The sequence below is a fragment of the Micromonospora sp. NPDC047740 genome, assembly GCF_043204735.1.
GTDB lineage: Bacteria > Actinomycetota > Actinomycetes > Mycobacteriales > Micromonosporaceae > Micromonospora.
Map to the genome: position 1 here is coordinate 33625 of NZ_JBIDCT010000012.1, position 14451 is coordinate 48075.

A 14451-nucleotide genomic window follows, 5' to 3' on the forward strand; every position below is an offset into this window, starting at 1 on the left:
ACTGGCGACGGGCGGCCGGAGTGGGCCGGCTCGGAACACGGAATGGTCCCGCCCGGCGACGCTGCCGGGCGGGACCATGCACGCGGTCCGGGTCGCCGGATCAGTCCCGGACGAACACACCGTCCCTGGCGCCGGCGACGAAGGCGTGCCAGTCGCCCGGGGCGAAGACCAGGGCGGGGCCCGTCTTGTCCTTCGAGTCCCGGACGCCGATCGCCCCGGTCACGTATGCGACCTCCACGCAGTTGTCACAGTTCGGCCCGCTCTTGGAGCTCTTGAACCAGGTCGCCTGCGTCAGGTCCACGGGGAACTCCTTGGTCGCCATTTCCACAGTGGCTCCTCTGCCAGTTTTGCGATGTGTGCGATTGATTCCTCCGGGCGAATGGCTGCTGCTCGGATGTGATCGAAGATGAAGCTGTACTTCTGCAGTTCGTCACTCTTCTCCAGGAAGAGCCCACCCGTGGCGTTCTCCGCGTACACGACATCGGGATCACTCGGTTCGGGGAAGCTGAGGATCGTGAAGGTCCCGTCCATGCCGGCGTGTGCGCCCGCCTCGAAGGGCAGGACCTGCAACGTCACGTTCGGCAGTTCGGCCACCTCCACCAGCCGGGTCAGCTGGCCACGCATCACCGCGTCGCCGCCGACCGGCCGGCTCAGCACCGCCTCATCGAGCACCACCCACAGATCGACCGGATCGTCCTGAGTCAGCAACGACTGACGACCGAGGCGGACACGGACACGTTGTGCGACCTCCTCGGCGGTGAAGTCGGGCCGGGCGGCCCGGATCATCGCCGAGGCGTACTCCTCGGTCTCCAGCAGGCCCGGCACGACCTGCTGCTCATACGCCCGGATCGAGCTGGCCGCCGCCTCCAGCCCCACGTACGCCCCGACCAGCACCGTGCTGTACGGGTGCCACCATCCCTTCTGCCGCGCCTCGCGAGCGATCTGCACCAGCTCGTCGCTCTCGGCGCCGACCACCCCGTAGATGCGGAGCATGTCCCGCACGTCGCGGGGCGTGGCCGTGGTGTGGCCGGTCTCGATCCGGGAGATCTTGGAGGCCGAGCACTCCAACTGCTCGGCGACCACCTCGATGGTGATGCCGGCGGCCTCCCGCTGGCGGCGGAGTTCCGCCCCCAGCCGTCGACGCCGGATGGTCGGGCTGCGCCGCTCGCTCACGACGCCGCTCCGCGGCCCGCTGGACGGGGATGCTGACTGCTCGTGCTCACGCTGCCGCCTCGCTCCACCCCGCGGCGTCGCGACGCACCGCGCCGCCGAGCATCACGGTTCGCTCGATCCGCTCGCTCACCCGACCACCTCCGGTCGATCGCGCCCGATGCGACACCCGCTGGGGCGCGGCCGTCGTACGGCGGGCGGTCGTTCGCGGCAGGGGGTGATGCCGGTCGTCGACCGGCCGCGACGGGCGAAACCGGCGTCCAGTGTGCCGTTTGGATGGCACGCGCTTCAAGCGTCCCGTTCACGTGTCCTGCTCGCGTATCGGCAAAACTCGACGTGCAACTTGCATGAAGCACGCCGCTGGTGCACTCTGTCGATATGGCACGGGTTACTCACCGTCTTCGCATGATCTCCCGGCGTGGTGATCCCACGAGGGGTGGGACGGCGGGAGGGGAGCCGTCCCGCGCCTCGCGACCTGCCCCGGGGTGAAGACCCCGCCGCTGCACGCCAGCTTGGCTGCGGCGGTGGGAGCGGTAACCGGGAGCAGCCGGGTGATGGTCGGGCGTCGGCCCGTGACCGCGGGTACGACCCGACCAACACCGACCACCTGATCAGCCGGCCCACGCGGCAGGACCCCGTCACCGGGCCGGAGATGTCCCCCAGATCAGCTTCCCCGCCGGCTCCCCGCCGGCCGATCCTCCCAGGAGCCCATGTGCTTCCCCGCTCCGGTGACGTACTGCAGGTGACTCGCGCGGCGAGTGTCCAGTTCCTCCGACCGATCATGTTCCGGGTGATCCGGGTGCTCGACTGGCCGACCTACGACGGTTGGCTCTGGCTCGACGGCTACGAGTTGAACGCGGCGGGGGACGCGGTCAACCGGCGGTCGATCTTCGTACAGCAGGCGGGGCTGCGGCAGCTCCAGGCCGCGCCGGCGCCACGGCCCCACACCGTACGGACCCGACGGCCGGTCGTCCGGACTCCGGTCCGGGTCGGCTGACCTCCCGATTGCCGGGTCGCGGCAGCTACCGCCGCCATAGAATCGGTACGCCCACCCCGGCGAAGTCTCCACCCCGCGCGTCCCGGACCCTGAACCTGGGATGGTCATGGTCAATCTGCCCGCCGCGCGGCGGCACCACCGGTCCCGTATCGGCTACACCTTCGGACTCCTGACGCTCCTCGGCGCCGCGACCGTACTCGCGCTCGTGGTCCGCCACCCCGCCTTCTCCTCCACCGACCAGTTGACCGAGCCGCAACCGGCTCCGGAGATCACGGTGGTCGGGGAGGGCAGCGCACCGCCCGCCGACCCGGAGGCGGAGCCGGGCTGGGCCGGTACGCCCCGGGCCGGCGCCTCGGGGGCCGGCGCCGGTGCACCGACCACCCCGGATCGGGCGGGAGGCGGCGCCGGCGAGGGCGTACTGGCCGGCGCGGATGGCATGCCGAACGCGAGGGACCTCAGCCGGTCGCTGTTCTACTCGGGGCTGCTGGGCCTCGGCATCTCACTGGCCGGCCTGGGCCTGATCTGCACCAGACGCCGGCAGTGGTGACGCTCAGGGGGTGGGGGTGGCCGTCGGGCCGGGTGTCGGGGTCGCGGTGGCCGTGGTCGGCGCGCCGGCCCTCGCCACCACGACCGTGACCTGATCGTCTGCGGAGACCAGCTCACCGGCGGCCGGGTCAGTCTCGATCACCGTGCCGGCGGGCCGATCCGACGGCCGGCGCACCACGCGGTAGTCCACATTCAGCCGGTCGAGGACCGCCCGGGCGGCGTCCTCCGGCAGCCCGACCAGCGGCGGCACCGGCACCCGGGCGGGAGCGGTGGTGGGCGGAGTGGTCGGTGGCGACGTGCTCGGCGCGGTGGTGGTCGGTGCCGCGCTGGTCTCCGGCGCGCTGCTCGAGGTGGCCGAGGGTACGGGAGGCGGCCCGGAGTTCCGCTCCGCCGCGGTGAGCGCCAGCCAGACACCCAACCCGATCAGCGCGATCAGCACCAGCGCCAGGATGCCGAGCAGGATCGGCATCCACCAGCGGCGCCCGGACTGCTCCTCGGCGTACCACTCCGTGCCGGGCTCGGGGTAGCCGGCGGGGCGCGGCGGGGGCACCCCGGCCCGGCCGGACCAGGCCGGCGCGGCGGCCAAGGGCTCCTGCCAGGCGGTCGCGTCCGCGCCACCGCTCCGATCCGGCGGCAGGGGCCGGGTGGCGTCGTCGTTCCCGGCGGGTGGCTCCTGGCGGTCGTCGCTCATCGGCACGTCCTTTCCCCACCGGGACGGGCGCCCTGGCCCTCGATCGTCCACGGTAACGGTCGGCCGCACCATCGGCCCGGATCAGCGCGGCGAGCCGGCCGTCACGGTGCCGGGGGCGGGGTGGCAGTCGGCCCCGCCGACGGGTCGTCGCCACAGGTGAGGGCGACCTGGTCGTTCCACCGGGCCGAACTGCCGGCGGCCGGGTCCTGGGCGGTCACCGGGCCCCGGCGACCGGTGCGGTAGTGCGGATACAGTCCCGCCGCGACCAGGTCGTTCGCCGCGTCGCCGCAGTCCTGGGCGATCAGGTCGGGCACGGGCACCGCCGGCGGCGGACCGGCGACCCAGAGGGTGACGGTGACGCCGCGCCGGACCGGCGTACCGGGCGCGGGGCTGGTGCGCTCGACGTTGCGGCCGGAGCCGGTGCCGAAGACCAGCCGCCAGCCGAGCTTCCGGTCGTGCAGTTCCCGCCGGGCCTGCACGAAGTCGGTGCCCACCAGATCGGGGACGGTCAGCCCGGCCGGGGTGGTGGTGCGGGTGCCGGACGGGCTCCGCTCGGGCTTGCTGGGCGTGGCCTCGGTCGGCGTACGGTCGCTCGACGCGGGTGCGCTGGTGCCGGCCGTGACCGGTGGCGTGGGCGGATCGGCGTCCCCGGCGAGGATCCATCCGCCGCTCGCCCCGATCACCGCCAGCAGGACCACCGCCAGGCCACCACCGAGGAACAACCTCGTCCGGTCCGGTCCGGGTTCGCCGGCCAACCCGGGTTGCCGGCCCAGGTACCCGTCGTCCGTCATCGCCTCCACCGCCTCAATCACGGGCGACCGTATCCGGCGCCGCCAAGTCCACCCGCGGCAGATCGAGCTCCGTCAAGACTCGCCGCGTCGACCTTGGGACGCTACGCTCCCCGACATGGCCAGACGGGGCTGGGGAGGATCGACCGCCACCGCGCTCGGCGTCGCCGCCGGTACGGGGGCGGCTCAGCTGGGCTTCGGCTACGGGCTCGGCATCATCAACTGGGCACCGGCCGCGACCGGCCGGGTCGAGGCGGCCTGGGTGGCGAGCCTCGCCTGGGCCACCTGGATCTCCGCCACCTCGGTGATCGCCGGGGCGGTCTGCGCCCACCGGCTGCGCGGGACGGCCGACGAGGAGCCGGACGGGACGCCGCGGAAGTTCGGCCTGGCCCTCGCCGCCGCGGTCGGCGCGCTGATCACCGTACTGCTGGTCGCCGTACCGGCCCGGGCGGCCCGGGTGCCGGACACCTCGTCGCCGCAGGCCGTCGCCGCCGGGTACGCCCTCGCCGGGATGCTGCTCGGTCTGCTGCTCGCAACCTGGGCGCTGCACACCCGGGCCGCTGCCGCCAACCTCGTCGCCACCACGAGCTGGCTCTGGCTGCTCGCCGTGGTGTCGGTGCTGGACGGGGTACTGTCCGGCCGTGGCCTGGGCACCGCCCAGCTCGGCATCTGGCAGATCAGCGCGGACAGCGAACGCTTCTGGATCCGGGACTACTTCTACTGGCCCGGTGCCCTGCTCGCGCTGGGCTCCGCCCTGGTGATCGGCGCGCTGGCGGCCCGGCGTACCGCCCGGGTGGCGGAGCAGCGGGTCGGCGCGGCAGCCTCCGGGGCGGCCGGACCGCTCCTGGTGGCGCTGGCGTACCTGCTGGCCGTGCCGAGGCTCGCGGCGATCGCCGCCGAGCAGATGTCCGCCCACCTGATCGCCCCGTACGCCCTGATCGCGGGAGTCGGGGGTTCGGCCCTGGTGGCCGCGCTGGCCCAGCGGGCCGACCGCCGGGCCGCCGCGCGCACTGCGGCGATCGTGCCCCGGCAGCGCACCGGTGAGCCGGACGACCTCGCCCCGCCGGCCGTCGAGGCGCGCCCGGCCGTCGAGGCGGGCCCGGCCGTCCCGGTGCTCCCCGCCGACGTGCCGGGATCCGCCGAGGCGATGCCCGGGGACGGGCAGCCGGCCGGGCCACCGGAGGACGGCACCTCGGCGCGGGCTCCCGGCGCGACCCGCCGTGGCCGGGCGGTCCCGCCGCAGCGGACGCCGGCGCAGGCCGGAGGGAGCGAGCCGGGGGCCACCCGCACGGACGCCGGGGACGGCCCCGCACCGGGCGAGGTCACGAGCCGCAGCGCGGAGGGCGGCTCGCCGACCGCCGGGGCCAAGTCCCGCCGCCGCAGCCGCTGATTTCTCACCGCGATCTGCTGGCCGGCCCGGCGGACGTCGCCGCCGGTCGGGCCGTGCACCGGCCTGCGGTCGGCGGACCCGGAATGCCGGGCCGGCCGGGCCCACGCCGGGGGGTGGTCAGTCGACCGGCCAGGTGTGCACGGGCTCGTTGCTGCGCTGGAGTTCGGCGTAGCGCTGGAGCATGTGGCGCAGCGCCGCCTCCCGATCCATGCCCCGGTGCCGCTCGGCCGCCCACACCGTCTCCGTCTGCCAGGCGGCACCGTTGCGCCCGGTACGGCAGCGCTGCTCGATCACGCCGAGGAGGCGGTCGCGCTCGATCGGGGCGACGCCGAACCGGTCCAAGCCCTGCGCTGCCTTGGGCAGCAGGACATCGAGCACGAGCTTGGTCACCGGCACCTCGCCGAGCCGGGGCCAGTGCAGGACGGCGTCCATCCCCCGCCGCGCGGCGGCGTGGAAGTTCTCCTCGGCCGAGCTGAAGGTGAGCTGACTCCAGATGGGACGGTCGGCCTCGGCGAGGCTGCGGGCGAGTCCGAAGTAGAAGGCGGCATTGGCGAGCATGTCCACCACGGTCGGCCCGGCCGGGAGTACACGGTTCTCCACCCGGAGGTGGGGGCGGCCGTCCATGATGTCGTAGACCGGCCGGTTCCACCGGTAGACCGTGCCGTTGTGCAGCCGCAGCTCGCCCAGTTTGGGCACCCCGCCGGCGTGCAGCACCTCGACCGGGTCCTCGCTTTCGCAGATGGGCAGCAGCGGCGGGAAGTAGCGGACGTTCTCCTCGAACAGGTCGAAGATTGACGTGATCCAGCGTTCCCCGAACCACACCCGGGGGCGTACGCCCTGGGCCTTGAGCTCGTCGGGCCGGGTGTCGGTGGCCTGCTGGAAGAGGGCGATCCGGGTCTCCGCCCAGAGCTGCCGGCCGTAGAGGAACGGCGAGTTCGCGCCGACCGCGGTCTGCGGGCCCGCGATGGCCTGGGAGGCGTTCCAGTAGTCGGCGAAGCTGTCCGGCGCGACCTGGAGGTGGAACTGGAGGCTGGTGCAGGCCGCTTCGGGGGCGATCGAGTCGTTGTGCGTCTGCAGCCGCTCGACACCGCGGATGTCCAGCTCGAAGTCCTCGCCCCGCGCGCCCACGATCTGGTCGTTGAGCGCCCGGTAGCGCTCGTCGGTGGAGAGGTTGTCGGCGATCAGGTGCCGCTCGGTGAGCGTGGGCAGGATGCCGACCAGCACTATCTTGGCGTCCGACCGGCTGGCCCGCTCGTCGGCGCGAGCCAGGCTGTTGCGCAGGTCCCGCTCGTAGTCGCCGAAGCCGGTGCCCTCGATGAGCCGCGGCGGGGCGTTCAGCTCGAGGTTGAACTGGCCGAGCTCGGTCTGGAAGAGCGGGTCGGCGATGTCGGCGAGGATCTTCTCGTTGCGCATCGCCGGCTCGGCGGCGGAGTCGACCAGGTTGAGCTCGATCTCCAGCCCGGTCATCGGCCGGTCGGCGTCGAAGCCGAAGTCGTCCAGCATCAGCGCGAAGACGTCCAGGCACCGCCGGACCTTCTGCCGGTAGCGGACCCGGTCCTCCCGGGAGAAGGCGCCCTGCTCGACGTCTCTGCCCATCTGTCCTCCCGGCGCGAGGCGCAACGGAACCGTACCGTCCCGAAACGCATTGTGAACCATTCACGTTAAGTGCGCCCCGGCTGACGGAGCCAGGGGCGGGGCCCAGGTCGAGACTCCTACCCAGGTCACACCCCGCCGCACCGCCGGCAACCTGTGAACGGGACGTGACAAATCGCACCTCTTCGGCCGACGACGAAACGGGCCCGTGCCGTCGGGTGACGACACGGGCCCGTGGGGTCGTACGGGGAGATCAGGCCTGGCGGATGGCCTCGCCCTCGATCTCGATCTTGATCTTCTTGCCGACCAGTACGCCGCCGGTCTCCAGGGCGACGTTCCAGGTGAGACCGAAGTCCTCGCGGTCGATCTCGGTGCTGGCGGAGAAGCCGAAGATGTCCTGGCCGAACGGGCTGCGGCCGACGCCCTCGAACTCGACCTCCAGCTCCACCGGGCGGGTGACGTCGCGGATGGTCAGCTCGCCGGAGAGCACGAACTCGTTGCCGTTCCGCGACTTCACGCCGGTGCTGCGGAACTCCAGGGTCGGGAACTTCTCGACATCGAGGAAGTCGCCGCTGCGCAGGTGCCCGTCCCGGTCGGCCTGCGTGGTGTCGATGCTGGCCGCCTGGATGGTGGCGGTCACCGCGGACTGCATCGGGTCCTCGGCCACGGTGATCGTGGCGGTCGCGTCGCCGAACTCACCGCGTACCTTGCTCACCATCATGTGGCGGGCGACGAAGCCGACCCGCTTGTGAGCCGCGTCCAGCAGGTAGGTGCCGGCAGCCGGGATGGTGAGACCCTCCCAGTCGCGGGTAACCGCTTCGGTGCTGCTGGTCATGGTGCTGTCCTCCAGGGAGATTGTTGAGTAGTCCAACGACTGACTAAGCAACTATAGGCACGACAACATTCCCTATGTCAAGTACTGCTAGGATGGTGGCGTGGACCAGAACGTGTTCGACGATCCCCGGATCACCGCCGTCGGCCTCCTCGTCGAGGCGCACGCCGGGCTGTCGGCCCGGTTCGCCGCCCAGTTCGAGGAACACGGCCTCTCCCCGGTCGAGTTCGAGGTGCTCACCCGACTCGCCCGCTCACCCGGCAACCAGCTCCGGATGACCGACCTCGCGGCCCAGACCTCCCTGTCCACCAGCGGCGTGACCCGGGTGGTCGACCGGATGGAGCGCGACGGCCTGATCCGCCGCCGGGCCTGCCCCTCCGACCGACGCAGCTCGTACGCGGTGGTCACCGCCGCCGGCCTGACCCGGCTGGACGAGACCCTGCCCGGGCACCTGCAGATCATCGAGCAGTGGTTCACCGGCCAGCTCGAACCGGTAAAGCTGGAGGCCCTCCTGGACGGGCTGCGCCGGGTGCGTGACGCGGTCCACCCGGGGGCGACCGCTGGGAGCAGCGAGCCCGCACCCGCTCCCGCCGGCTGCTGAGCCGGCCCGGGCGATCACCGGCAGAAAGACCGGCAGAACCGGCTAAGCGACCGAACATACCCCTCAAGCGGTCGCAAATCACCCACGCGTCGCGGATAGGGTTCCAGTGCAGCGGGGGCGCACCGGGGGGTGCCGGCGCGAGCGGATGAGCGAGGGGCAACACCAGGGGGCTACTTCGCTCGCGCCACCCCCGCGCCCTCCCGTGCGAGCAACCCGGCGGCGCAACCCCAGCGGTCGACCGTCGGTCAGCGCCGGCGGATGCCGAGGGCCCGGCCGGCCACCAACGCGTACAGCAGGTCCTCTTCCCGGGGCAGCAGGCTGATCCCGTTGGCTCGGCGAGCCTGGTCGAGCCGATCCAGCACGGTCACGTCGGCCGTGCTCGCCGCCAGCCCCACCAGTGCCTCGATCACGTCCCGCCGATGCTGGCCGGGAGCGGCCGCCTCGGCCGCCGCGGCAAACCATTCCGCCGCCAGCTCACGGTCACCCCGGTGCAACGCGAGCTGGCCCTCGATCAGCGCGCAGACCGCGTCCTCCGGCCGGGTGTGCTCCGCCGCGACACCGGCCCGGTCCGCGTGCCCGGCGCCGGACGGCCGCCGCTGCGCCGGCACCGGAACCGCGGGCCGCAGTTCGGCGAGCACCTCCAACGCCTCGTCTCCGCGTCCCGCCTGGGCGAGCGCCAACCCGACCGTGCCGAGCACTCGGCGGCGCCGCCCCGGGTCGCCCAGCTCGGTCAGCGCCGCCGCCACCCGCCGCCCCTGCTCCACGGCGTCGGCGTACCGGCCTTCCAGGCGGGACACCTCGGCGAGGTTGGCCCGGGCCAGCAGCCGCAGCCGCTGCTCACCGGACTGCGCGGCCAGCCGGTCCACGGTAGCCAGCCGGCGCCGCGCCCCGGCCAGGTCGCCCACGCGTACGTCGTGCCAGGTCAGGCACGTCTGGGCGAATGCTGTCTCGCGTACCCGGCCGTGCCGGGTGGCCAGCTTCAGCACCGCCTCGGCCTGCTCCCGGGCCTCGTCGTGTGCCCCCGCCGCGGGCAGCAGCATGCCGAGCACCAAGCGGCTCCACAGCTCGCCGGTCACCTCCCCGGCCTCGCGAAAGGCGGCCAACGCGGTCCGTGCCGCCGGCACCTCCTCCGCGCCCGCGCCGTGCTCGGCGGCCAGCCGGGCCGAGCCGATCAGCGCCCAGGCCCGCAGTACCGGGTCGGCGTCGGCGGTACGCGGGTCGTCCAGCAACCGGCGCAGCCACCGCCGCCCGGAGACGTCCCGCCCACGCAGCCGCCACCACCGGGGCAGGGCCGCTGCCAGTCGCAGCGCGACCACCGGATCGTCGTCGGCGGCGTGCGCCAAGGCGACGGTGATGTCGCTGGTCGCCTCGTCCAGCAGGTGCACGGCGGCGGAGGGCTCCACGCCGAGCAGGTCCGGTGCGTTGCGGACCACCAGCCCGGTGACGACGAGCGCGTGCCGGCGCCGGATCCGGGCCAGCTCGCCCTCGGCCGCGGCCTGCTCGGCGGCGAAGTCGCGTACCGCGTCCAGCAGTCGGAACCGGAACGGGCCGGTGCCCCGGACGCTGAGCAGGCCGAGTTCGAGCAGCCGGTCCAGCAGCGGGACGGCGTCCGCCCGCGGCCCGCCGTCGGCCAGCAGGTCCTCGGCCAGCTCCACCGACCACCGGTTGCGGAAGGCGGAGAGCCGGCGCAGCGCCGCCCGGTCGGCCGACGCGAGCAGGTGGTAGCTGGTCGCCACCGCCTCGCGCAGGGTCACCATGCCGGTGGCGCGGTCGACCGGCGCCCAGCCTGTGGGGCCGCTGGTGGCAAGGTCGAGGACGCGGTCGCCGTACCGGTCGAGCAGCTCGGTGACGTCGAGGATCCGACCGCGCGCGGCCATCAGCTCGATGGCGAGCGGGAGACCGCCGAGCCGCCGGACCAGCGCGGCGAGCGCCGGCAGCTCGGCCGGAGTGGGCGGTTCGCGGCGCACCTGGGCGAGCCGGGCGCTGAACAGCGCCGCCGCCGGCCAGCGGGCCAGCGCCGCCGGGTCCGCCGGCAGCACCCCGGCCGGCGGGACGTCGAGCGGCGCGACCGGCCGGACCAGCTCGCCCGGGAGGCCGACCGGACGTCGGCCGGTCACCAGCACGCGCAGCCCGGGTGCCGCGGTGACCATCGTCCGCAGCGCCTCGGCCACCGGCCCGGGTGCCCGTTCGACCGCGTCCACGAGCAGCAACGCCGGCCGGCCGGCGAGCCGCCCGGGGAGGTCGGTCAGCCGGTGCACGCCGAGCACCGCGACCGAGGCGGCCAGCACGTCGGTCACGTCGGAGCCCTCGCCAACCAGCACACCGGCCACGCCGGCCGGGTGGTCGGCGGCCACGGCGTACGCGACGGTGAGGGCGAGCGCGGTCTTGCCGACGCCGGCCAGGCCGACCAGGCTCACCACCGGATGGTCGGCGGCGAGCAGGGCGGCCACCTCGACGACGTCCCGGTCCCGGCCGATCAGCGGCACCGGCTGCGGCAGCGCGACCGGCGTACCGCTTCCGGTGATGCCGGAGCCGGTGAGCGGGAGGTGCCGTGCGGCCGGACGCGGCGCGGCGGACGGGGCCGGCCGGGCCGCGGCGAGGAACGCCTGCCGGCGGGTGCCGGTCAGGCCGAGCGCGCCGGCGAGCAGGTCGACGGTGGTGCGCTGGGGCCGCGCGGACCGGCCCCGCTCCAGATCACGGATCGTCCGCACTCCGACGCCCGCCCGCGTGGCCAGCTCGGCCTGGGTGAGGCCGGCGGCGAGCCGGTGCCCGCGCAGCAGATCGGACAGGCCGGTACGACCACCCGTGCTCGGCGAGCGATCATGATCCGGAGTCATGGGGACGAAGACTACGGACGGGGTACGACCCGCCACACCAGATCGTCGCCCAACCGACCGTCGGGCGCCGATATCCGACAGCCGGCCGAGCGCGCAGCTTCACCGGAGAGCGTGGTCATCCGAGGCGGAGTGACCACGCTTTCGCTGAGCGTGCGAAGCCAGCGAGCCGGGGCGAGCCCGCCGTCAGATGCCCAGGTCGCGGGCGATGACCATGCGCTGCACCTCGCTGGTGCCCTCGCCGATCTCCAGGATCTTGGCGTCCCGCCAGAAGCGGGCCACCGGGTACTCGTTCATGAAGCCGTAGCCGCCGTGGATCTGGGTGGCCTCGCGGGCGTTGTCCACCGCGATGGTGCTGGCGTGCAGCTTGGCGATCGCGGCCTGGCGCTTGAACGGCTCGCCGGCGAGCATCCGGGCGGCCGCGTCGTAGTACGCCAGCCGGGCGGTGTGCGCCTTCAGCTCCATGTCCGCGATCTTGAACTGGATCGCCTGGTAGTTGCCGATCGGCTGGCCGAAGGCGTGGCGCTCCTTCGCGTACTTGATCGACTCGTCGACGCAGCCCTGGGCGAGGCCGACGGCCAGCGCGGCGATGGCGATCCGGCCCTCGTCGAGGGTACGCAGGAACTGGGCGAAGCCCCGACCGCGCTGGCCGAGCAGGTTGGCTGCCGGGACCCGGCAGTCGTCGAAGGTCAGTTCATGGGTGTCCGAGGCGGTCCAGCCGACCTTGGAGTAGGCGGGGGCGACGGTGAAGCCGGGCGTACCCGACGGCACGATGATGCTGGACAGCTCCTTCGAGCCGTCCGGCTTCGTCCCGGTGACCGCGGTGACCGTGACCAGCGAGGTGATGTCGGTGCCCGAGTTGGTGATGAACGCCTTCGAGCCGTTGATCACCCACTCGTCGCCGTCCAGCACCGCCCGCGTCTGGGTGCCGCCGGCGTCCGATCCGGTACCCGGCTCGGTCAGCCCGAAGCCGGCGAGCGCCTCGCCGCTGAGCAGCTTCGGCAGCCACTGCGCCTTCTGCTCGTCCGTGCCGAACCGGTAGATCGGCATCGCGCCGAGGGAGACCGCCGCCTCCAGGGTGATCGCCACGCTGGAGTCGACCCGGGCCAGCTCCTCCAAGGCCAGGCAGAGCGCGAAGTAGTCGCCGCCCATGCCGCCGTGCTCCTCGGGGAACGGCAGGCCGAACAGGCCCATCTTGCCCATCTGCCGGACGATCTCGTACGGGAAGGTGTGCTGCTCGTAGTGCTCCGCGATGGCCGGCGCCACCACCTCGCGGGCGAAGTCCCGCACGCTCTCCCGCAGCGCCTCTTGTTCCTCGCTGAGCCGGAAGTCCATCTGATCCTCCTGTGTGGATGGTCCGCCGGGCGCTCGTGACGCCGGGACGGGTCGTGCGGGGCCACGTGCGGCGGTGACCGCACACGGCGCGGGTGTCAGACCGGGGTGACGCCGTGGCGGCGCTTCGAGAAGTGCCGGTCCTTGCCGCGCGCGGCGGCGAACCGGCGGACCAGCTCGGCGCGCAACTCGTGCGGCTCGACGATGGCGTCCACGACGAGCTCGCTGGCGAGCCGGACGATGTCGATGTCCCGCTCGTACTCCTCGCGCTTCGCGCTGACGAAGGCGGCCCGCTCGGCCTCGTCCTCGATCGCGGCGATCTTGTTGGCGTAGACCGCGTTGACCGCGGCCTCCGCGCCCATCACCGCGATCTTGGCGGTGGGCAGCGCGATCGTCGCGTCCGGCTCGAAGCCGGGGCCGGCCATCGCGTAGAGCCCGGCGCCGTACGCCTTCCGGACCACCACGCAGATCTTGGGTACGGTCGCCTCACTGATCGCGGTGATCATCTTGGCGCCGTGCCGGATGATGCCCTGCTTCTCCACGGCGCTGCCGACCATGAACCCGGGCACGTCGGAGAGGAACAGCAGCGGCACGTTGAACGCGTCGCAGAGCTGCACGAACCGGGTCGCCTTGTCGGCCGAGTCGACGAAGAGCACGCCGCCCTTGAACATCGAGTTGTTGCCGACCACGCCGACGACCTCGCCGTTCAGCCGGCCGAAGCCGATGGTCAGTTCCTTGGCCCAGAGCGCCTGGATCTCGAAGAAGCTGCCCTCGTCGAGCAGGCCCTTGACGTACCGGCGCATGTCGAACGCCTGCCGCTCGCTGGCCGGGACCAGCGCGGCCAGGTCGGCCTTCTCGGACGCTTCCACGGCGGGCGCCGCGGGCGGCTGCTGCGTCCAGTTGGCCGGCAGGTAGGACAGGTAGCGGCGGACCACGTCGAGCGCCTCGGCCTCGGTCTTGCAGAGGAAGTGCCCGACGCCGGACTCGGCGCAGTGCACCTTGGCCCCGCCCATCGCCTCCAGCGTGGTCTTCTCGCCGGTGACCATCTCGACCATCCGGTCGGAGCCGAGGTACATGCTGGCGTTGCCGTCCACCATGGCCACCACGTCACAGAACGCCGGGATGTACGCCCCGCCCGCCGCGCTCGGCCCGAAGAGGGCGCAGACCTGCGGGATCGAGCCGGAGGCGCGGACCTGGTTCCAGAAGATCTTCCCGGCGCCGCGCCGGCCGGGGAAGAGCTCGACCTGGTCGGTGATCCGGGCCCCGGCCGAGTCGACCAGATACACCATCGGCACCCCGGTGGTGTACGCCCGCTCGATGATCCGGATGATCTTCTCGACGGTACGCGCGCCCCAGCTGCCGGCCTTGACCGTGGAGTCGTTCGCCATCAGGCAGACCGGGCGGCCGTCGATGGTGGCGGTGCCGGTGACGACGCCGTCGGCGGGCAGCCCCTCGGCCAGCGCGTTGGCGTAGAGGCCGTCCTCGACGAATGAGCCCTCGTCGACCAGGAGCGCGACCCGCTCCCGGGCGAAGAGCTTGCCCTTGGCGGCGTTCGCCGCGTGGTACTTGTCCGCACCGCCGGCCTTGGCGCGCTTGCGCAGCTGCTCCAGAGCCTCACCGTCGAGCGTCACGCCGACTCCCTCGCCACCCGCGCCTCGTGAGCGCGCCCACCGACCT

General features: G+C 73.2%; 13 protein-coding genes. 4 read left to right on the forward strand and 9 right to left on the reverse strand.

What is annotated here, in order from left to right:
• Positions 1-100 precede the first annotated feature (100 nt).
• The gene (locus tag ACGF4F_RS22365; protein ID WP_357434485.1) at positions 101-322 is read right to left on the reverse strand and encodes a DUF397 domain-containing protein; all 222 of its coding nucleotides are present in this window, start codon (positions 320-322) and stop codon (positions 101-103) included.
• Entirely contained in the window at positions 292-1173 is an 882-nt protein-coding gene (locus ACGF4F_RS22370) for a helix-turn-helix transcriptional regulator (RefSeq protein WP_073836915.1), read from the reverse strand. The genes ACGF4F_RS22365 and ACGF4F_RS22370 overlap by 31 nt, the downstream gene beginning before the upstream one ends.
• Positions 1174-1882: 709 nt before the next feature.
• On the opposite strand from ACGF4F_RS22370, the gene ACGF4F_RS22375 reads away from it, so the two are divergent.
• Both ACGF4F_RS22375 and ACGF4F_RS22380 read left to right on the forward strand, forming a co-directional pair.
• A complete protein-coding gene (locus ACGF4F_RS22375) occupies positions 1883-2167 on the forward strand; it encodes a hypothetical protein (RefSeq protein ID WP_387421698.1) in 285 nt (94 codons plus the stop codon).
• A gap of 100 nt (positions 2168-2267) precedes the next feature.
• Positions 2268-2714 (forward strand): hypothetical protein, encoded by a 447-nt coding sequence (locus ACGF4F_RS22380; protein ID WP_357434483.1) that lies wholly within the window; start codon positions 2268-2270, stop codon positions 2712-2714.
• A gap of 3 nt (positions 2715-2717) precedes the next feature.
• Here the strand turns inward: ACGF4F_RS22380 and ACGF4F_RS22385 are convergent, their stop codons facing one another.
• Together ACGF4F_RS22385 and ACGF4F_RS22390 are read right to left on the reverse strand one after the other, a co-directional pair.
• Positions 2718-3404 (reverse strand): PASTA domain-containing protein, encoded by a 687-nt coding sequence (locus ACGF4F_RS22385; protein WP_357434482.1) that lies wholly within the window; start codon positions 3402-3404, stop codon positions 2718-2720.
• Between the two features lie 101 nt (positions 3405-3505).
• Positions 3506-4195 (reverse strand): PASTA domain-containing protein, encoded by a 690-nt coding sequence (locus ACGF4F_RS22390; protein ID WP_357434481.1) that lies wholly within the window; start codon positions 4193-4195, stop codon positions 3506-3508.
• A 115-nt stretch (positions 4196-4310) separates the two neighbouring features.
• Between ACGF4F_RS22390 and ACGF4F_RS22395 the strand changes: the two genes are divergently transcribed.
• Complete coding sequence (locus ACGF4F_RS22395; protein WP_393079906.1) at positions 4311-5582, forward strand: hypothetical protein; 1272 nt, start codon at positions 4311-4313, stop codon at positions 5580-5582.
• 117 nt (positions 5583-5699) lie between these two features.
• On the opposite strand, the gene ACGF4F_RS22400 is transcribed toward ACGF4F_RS22395, so the two are convergent.
• The gene (locus tag ACGF4F_RS22400; RefSeq protein WP_393079909.1) at positions 5700-7178 is read right to left on the reverse strand and encodes a glutamate--cysteine ligase; all 1479 of its coding nucleotides are present in this window, start codon (positions 7176-7178) and stop codon (positions 5700-5702) included.
• A 250-nt stretch (positions 7179-7428) separates the two neighbouring features.
• Positions 7429-8010 (reverse strand): YceI family protein, encoded by a 582-nt coding sequence (locus ACGF4F_RS22405; protein ID WP_357434478.1) that lies wholly within the window; start codon positions 8008-8010, stop codon positions 7429-7431.
• Between the two features lie 100 nt (positions 8011-8110).
• Between ACGF4F_RS22405 and ACGF4F_RS22410 the strand changes: the two genes are divergently transcribed.
• On the forward strand, positions 8111-8608 hold the full coding sequence (locus ACGF4F_RS22410; protein ID WP_357434477.1) for a MarR family transcriptional regulator: 498 nt from the start codon (positions 8111-8113) through the stop codon (positions 8606-8608).
• Between the two features lie 245 nt (positions 8609-8853).
• Here the strand turns inward: ACGF4F_RS22410 and ACGF4F_RS22415 are convergent, their stop codons facing one another.
• The 3 genes from ACGF4F_RS22415 to ACGF4F_RS22425 all read right to left on the reverse strand — a co-directional run bounded on the left by ACGF4F_RS22415 (position 8854) and on the right by ACGF4F_RS22425 (position 14405).
• A complete protein-coding gene (locus ACGF4F_RS22415) occupies positions 8854-11445 on the reverse strand; it encodes an ATP-binding protein (RefSeq protein ID WP_393079914.1) in 2592 nt (863 codons plus the stop codon).
• Between the two features lie 183 nt (positions 11446-11628).
• A complete protein-coding gene (locus ACGF4F_RS22420; RefSeq protein ID WP_357434475.1) occupies positions 11629-12777 on the reverse strand; it encodes an acyl-CoA dehydrogenase family protein in 1149 nt (382 codons plus the stop codon).
• Between the two features lie 95 nt (positions 12778-12872).
• Positions 12873-14405: an acyl-CoA carboxylase subunit beta gene (locus tag ACGF4F_RS22425; RefSeq protein ID WP_357434474.1), complete on the reverse strand. Its 1533-nt coding sequence runs from the start codon at positions 14403-14405 to the stop codon at positions 12873-12875.
• Between the last annotated feature and the right edge of the window lie 46 nt (positions 14406-14451).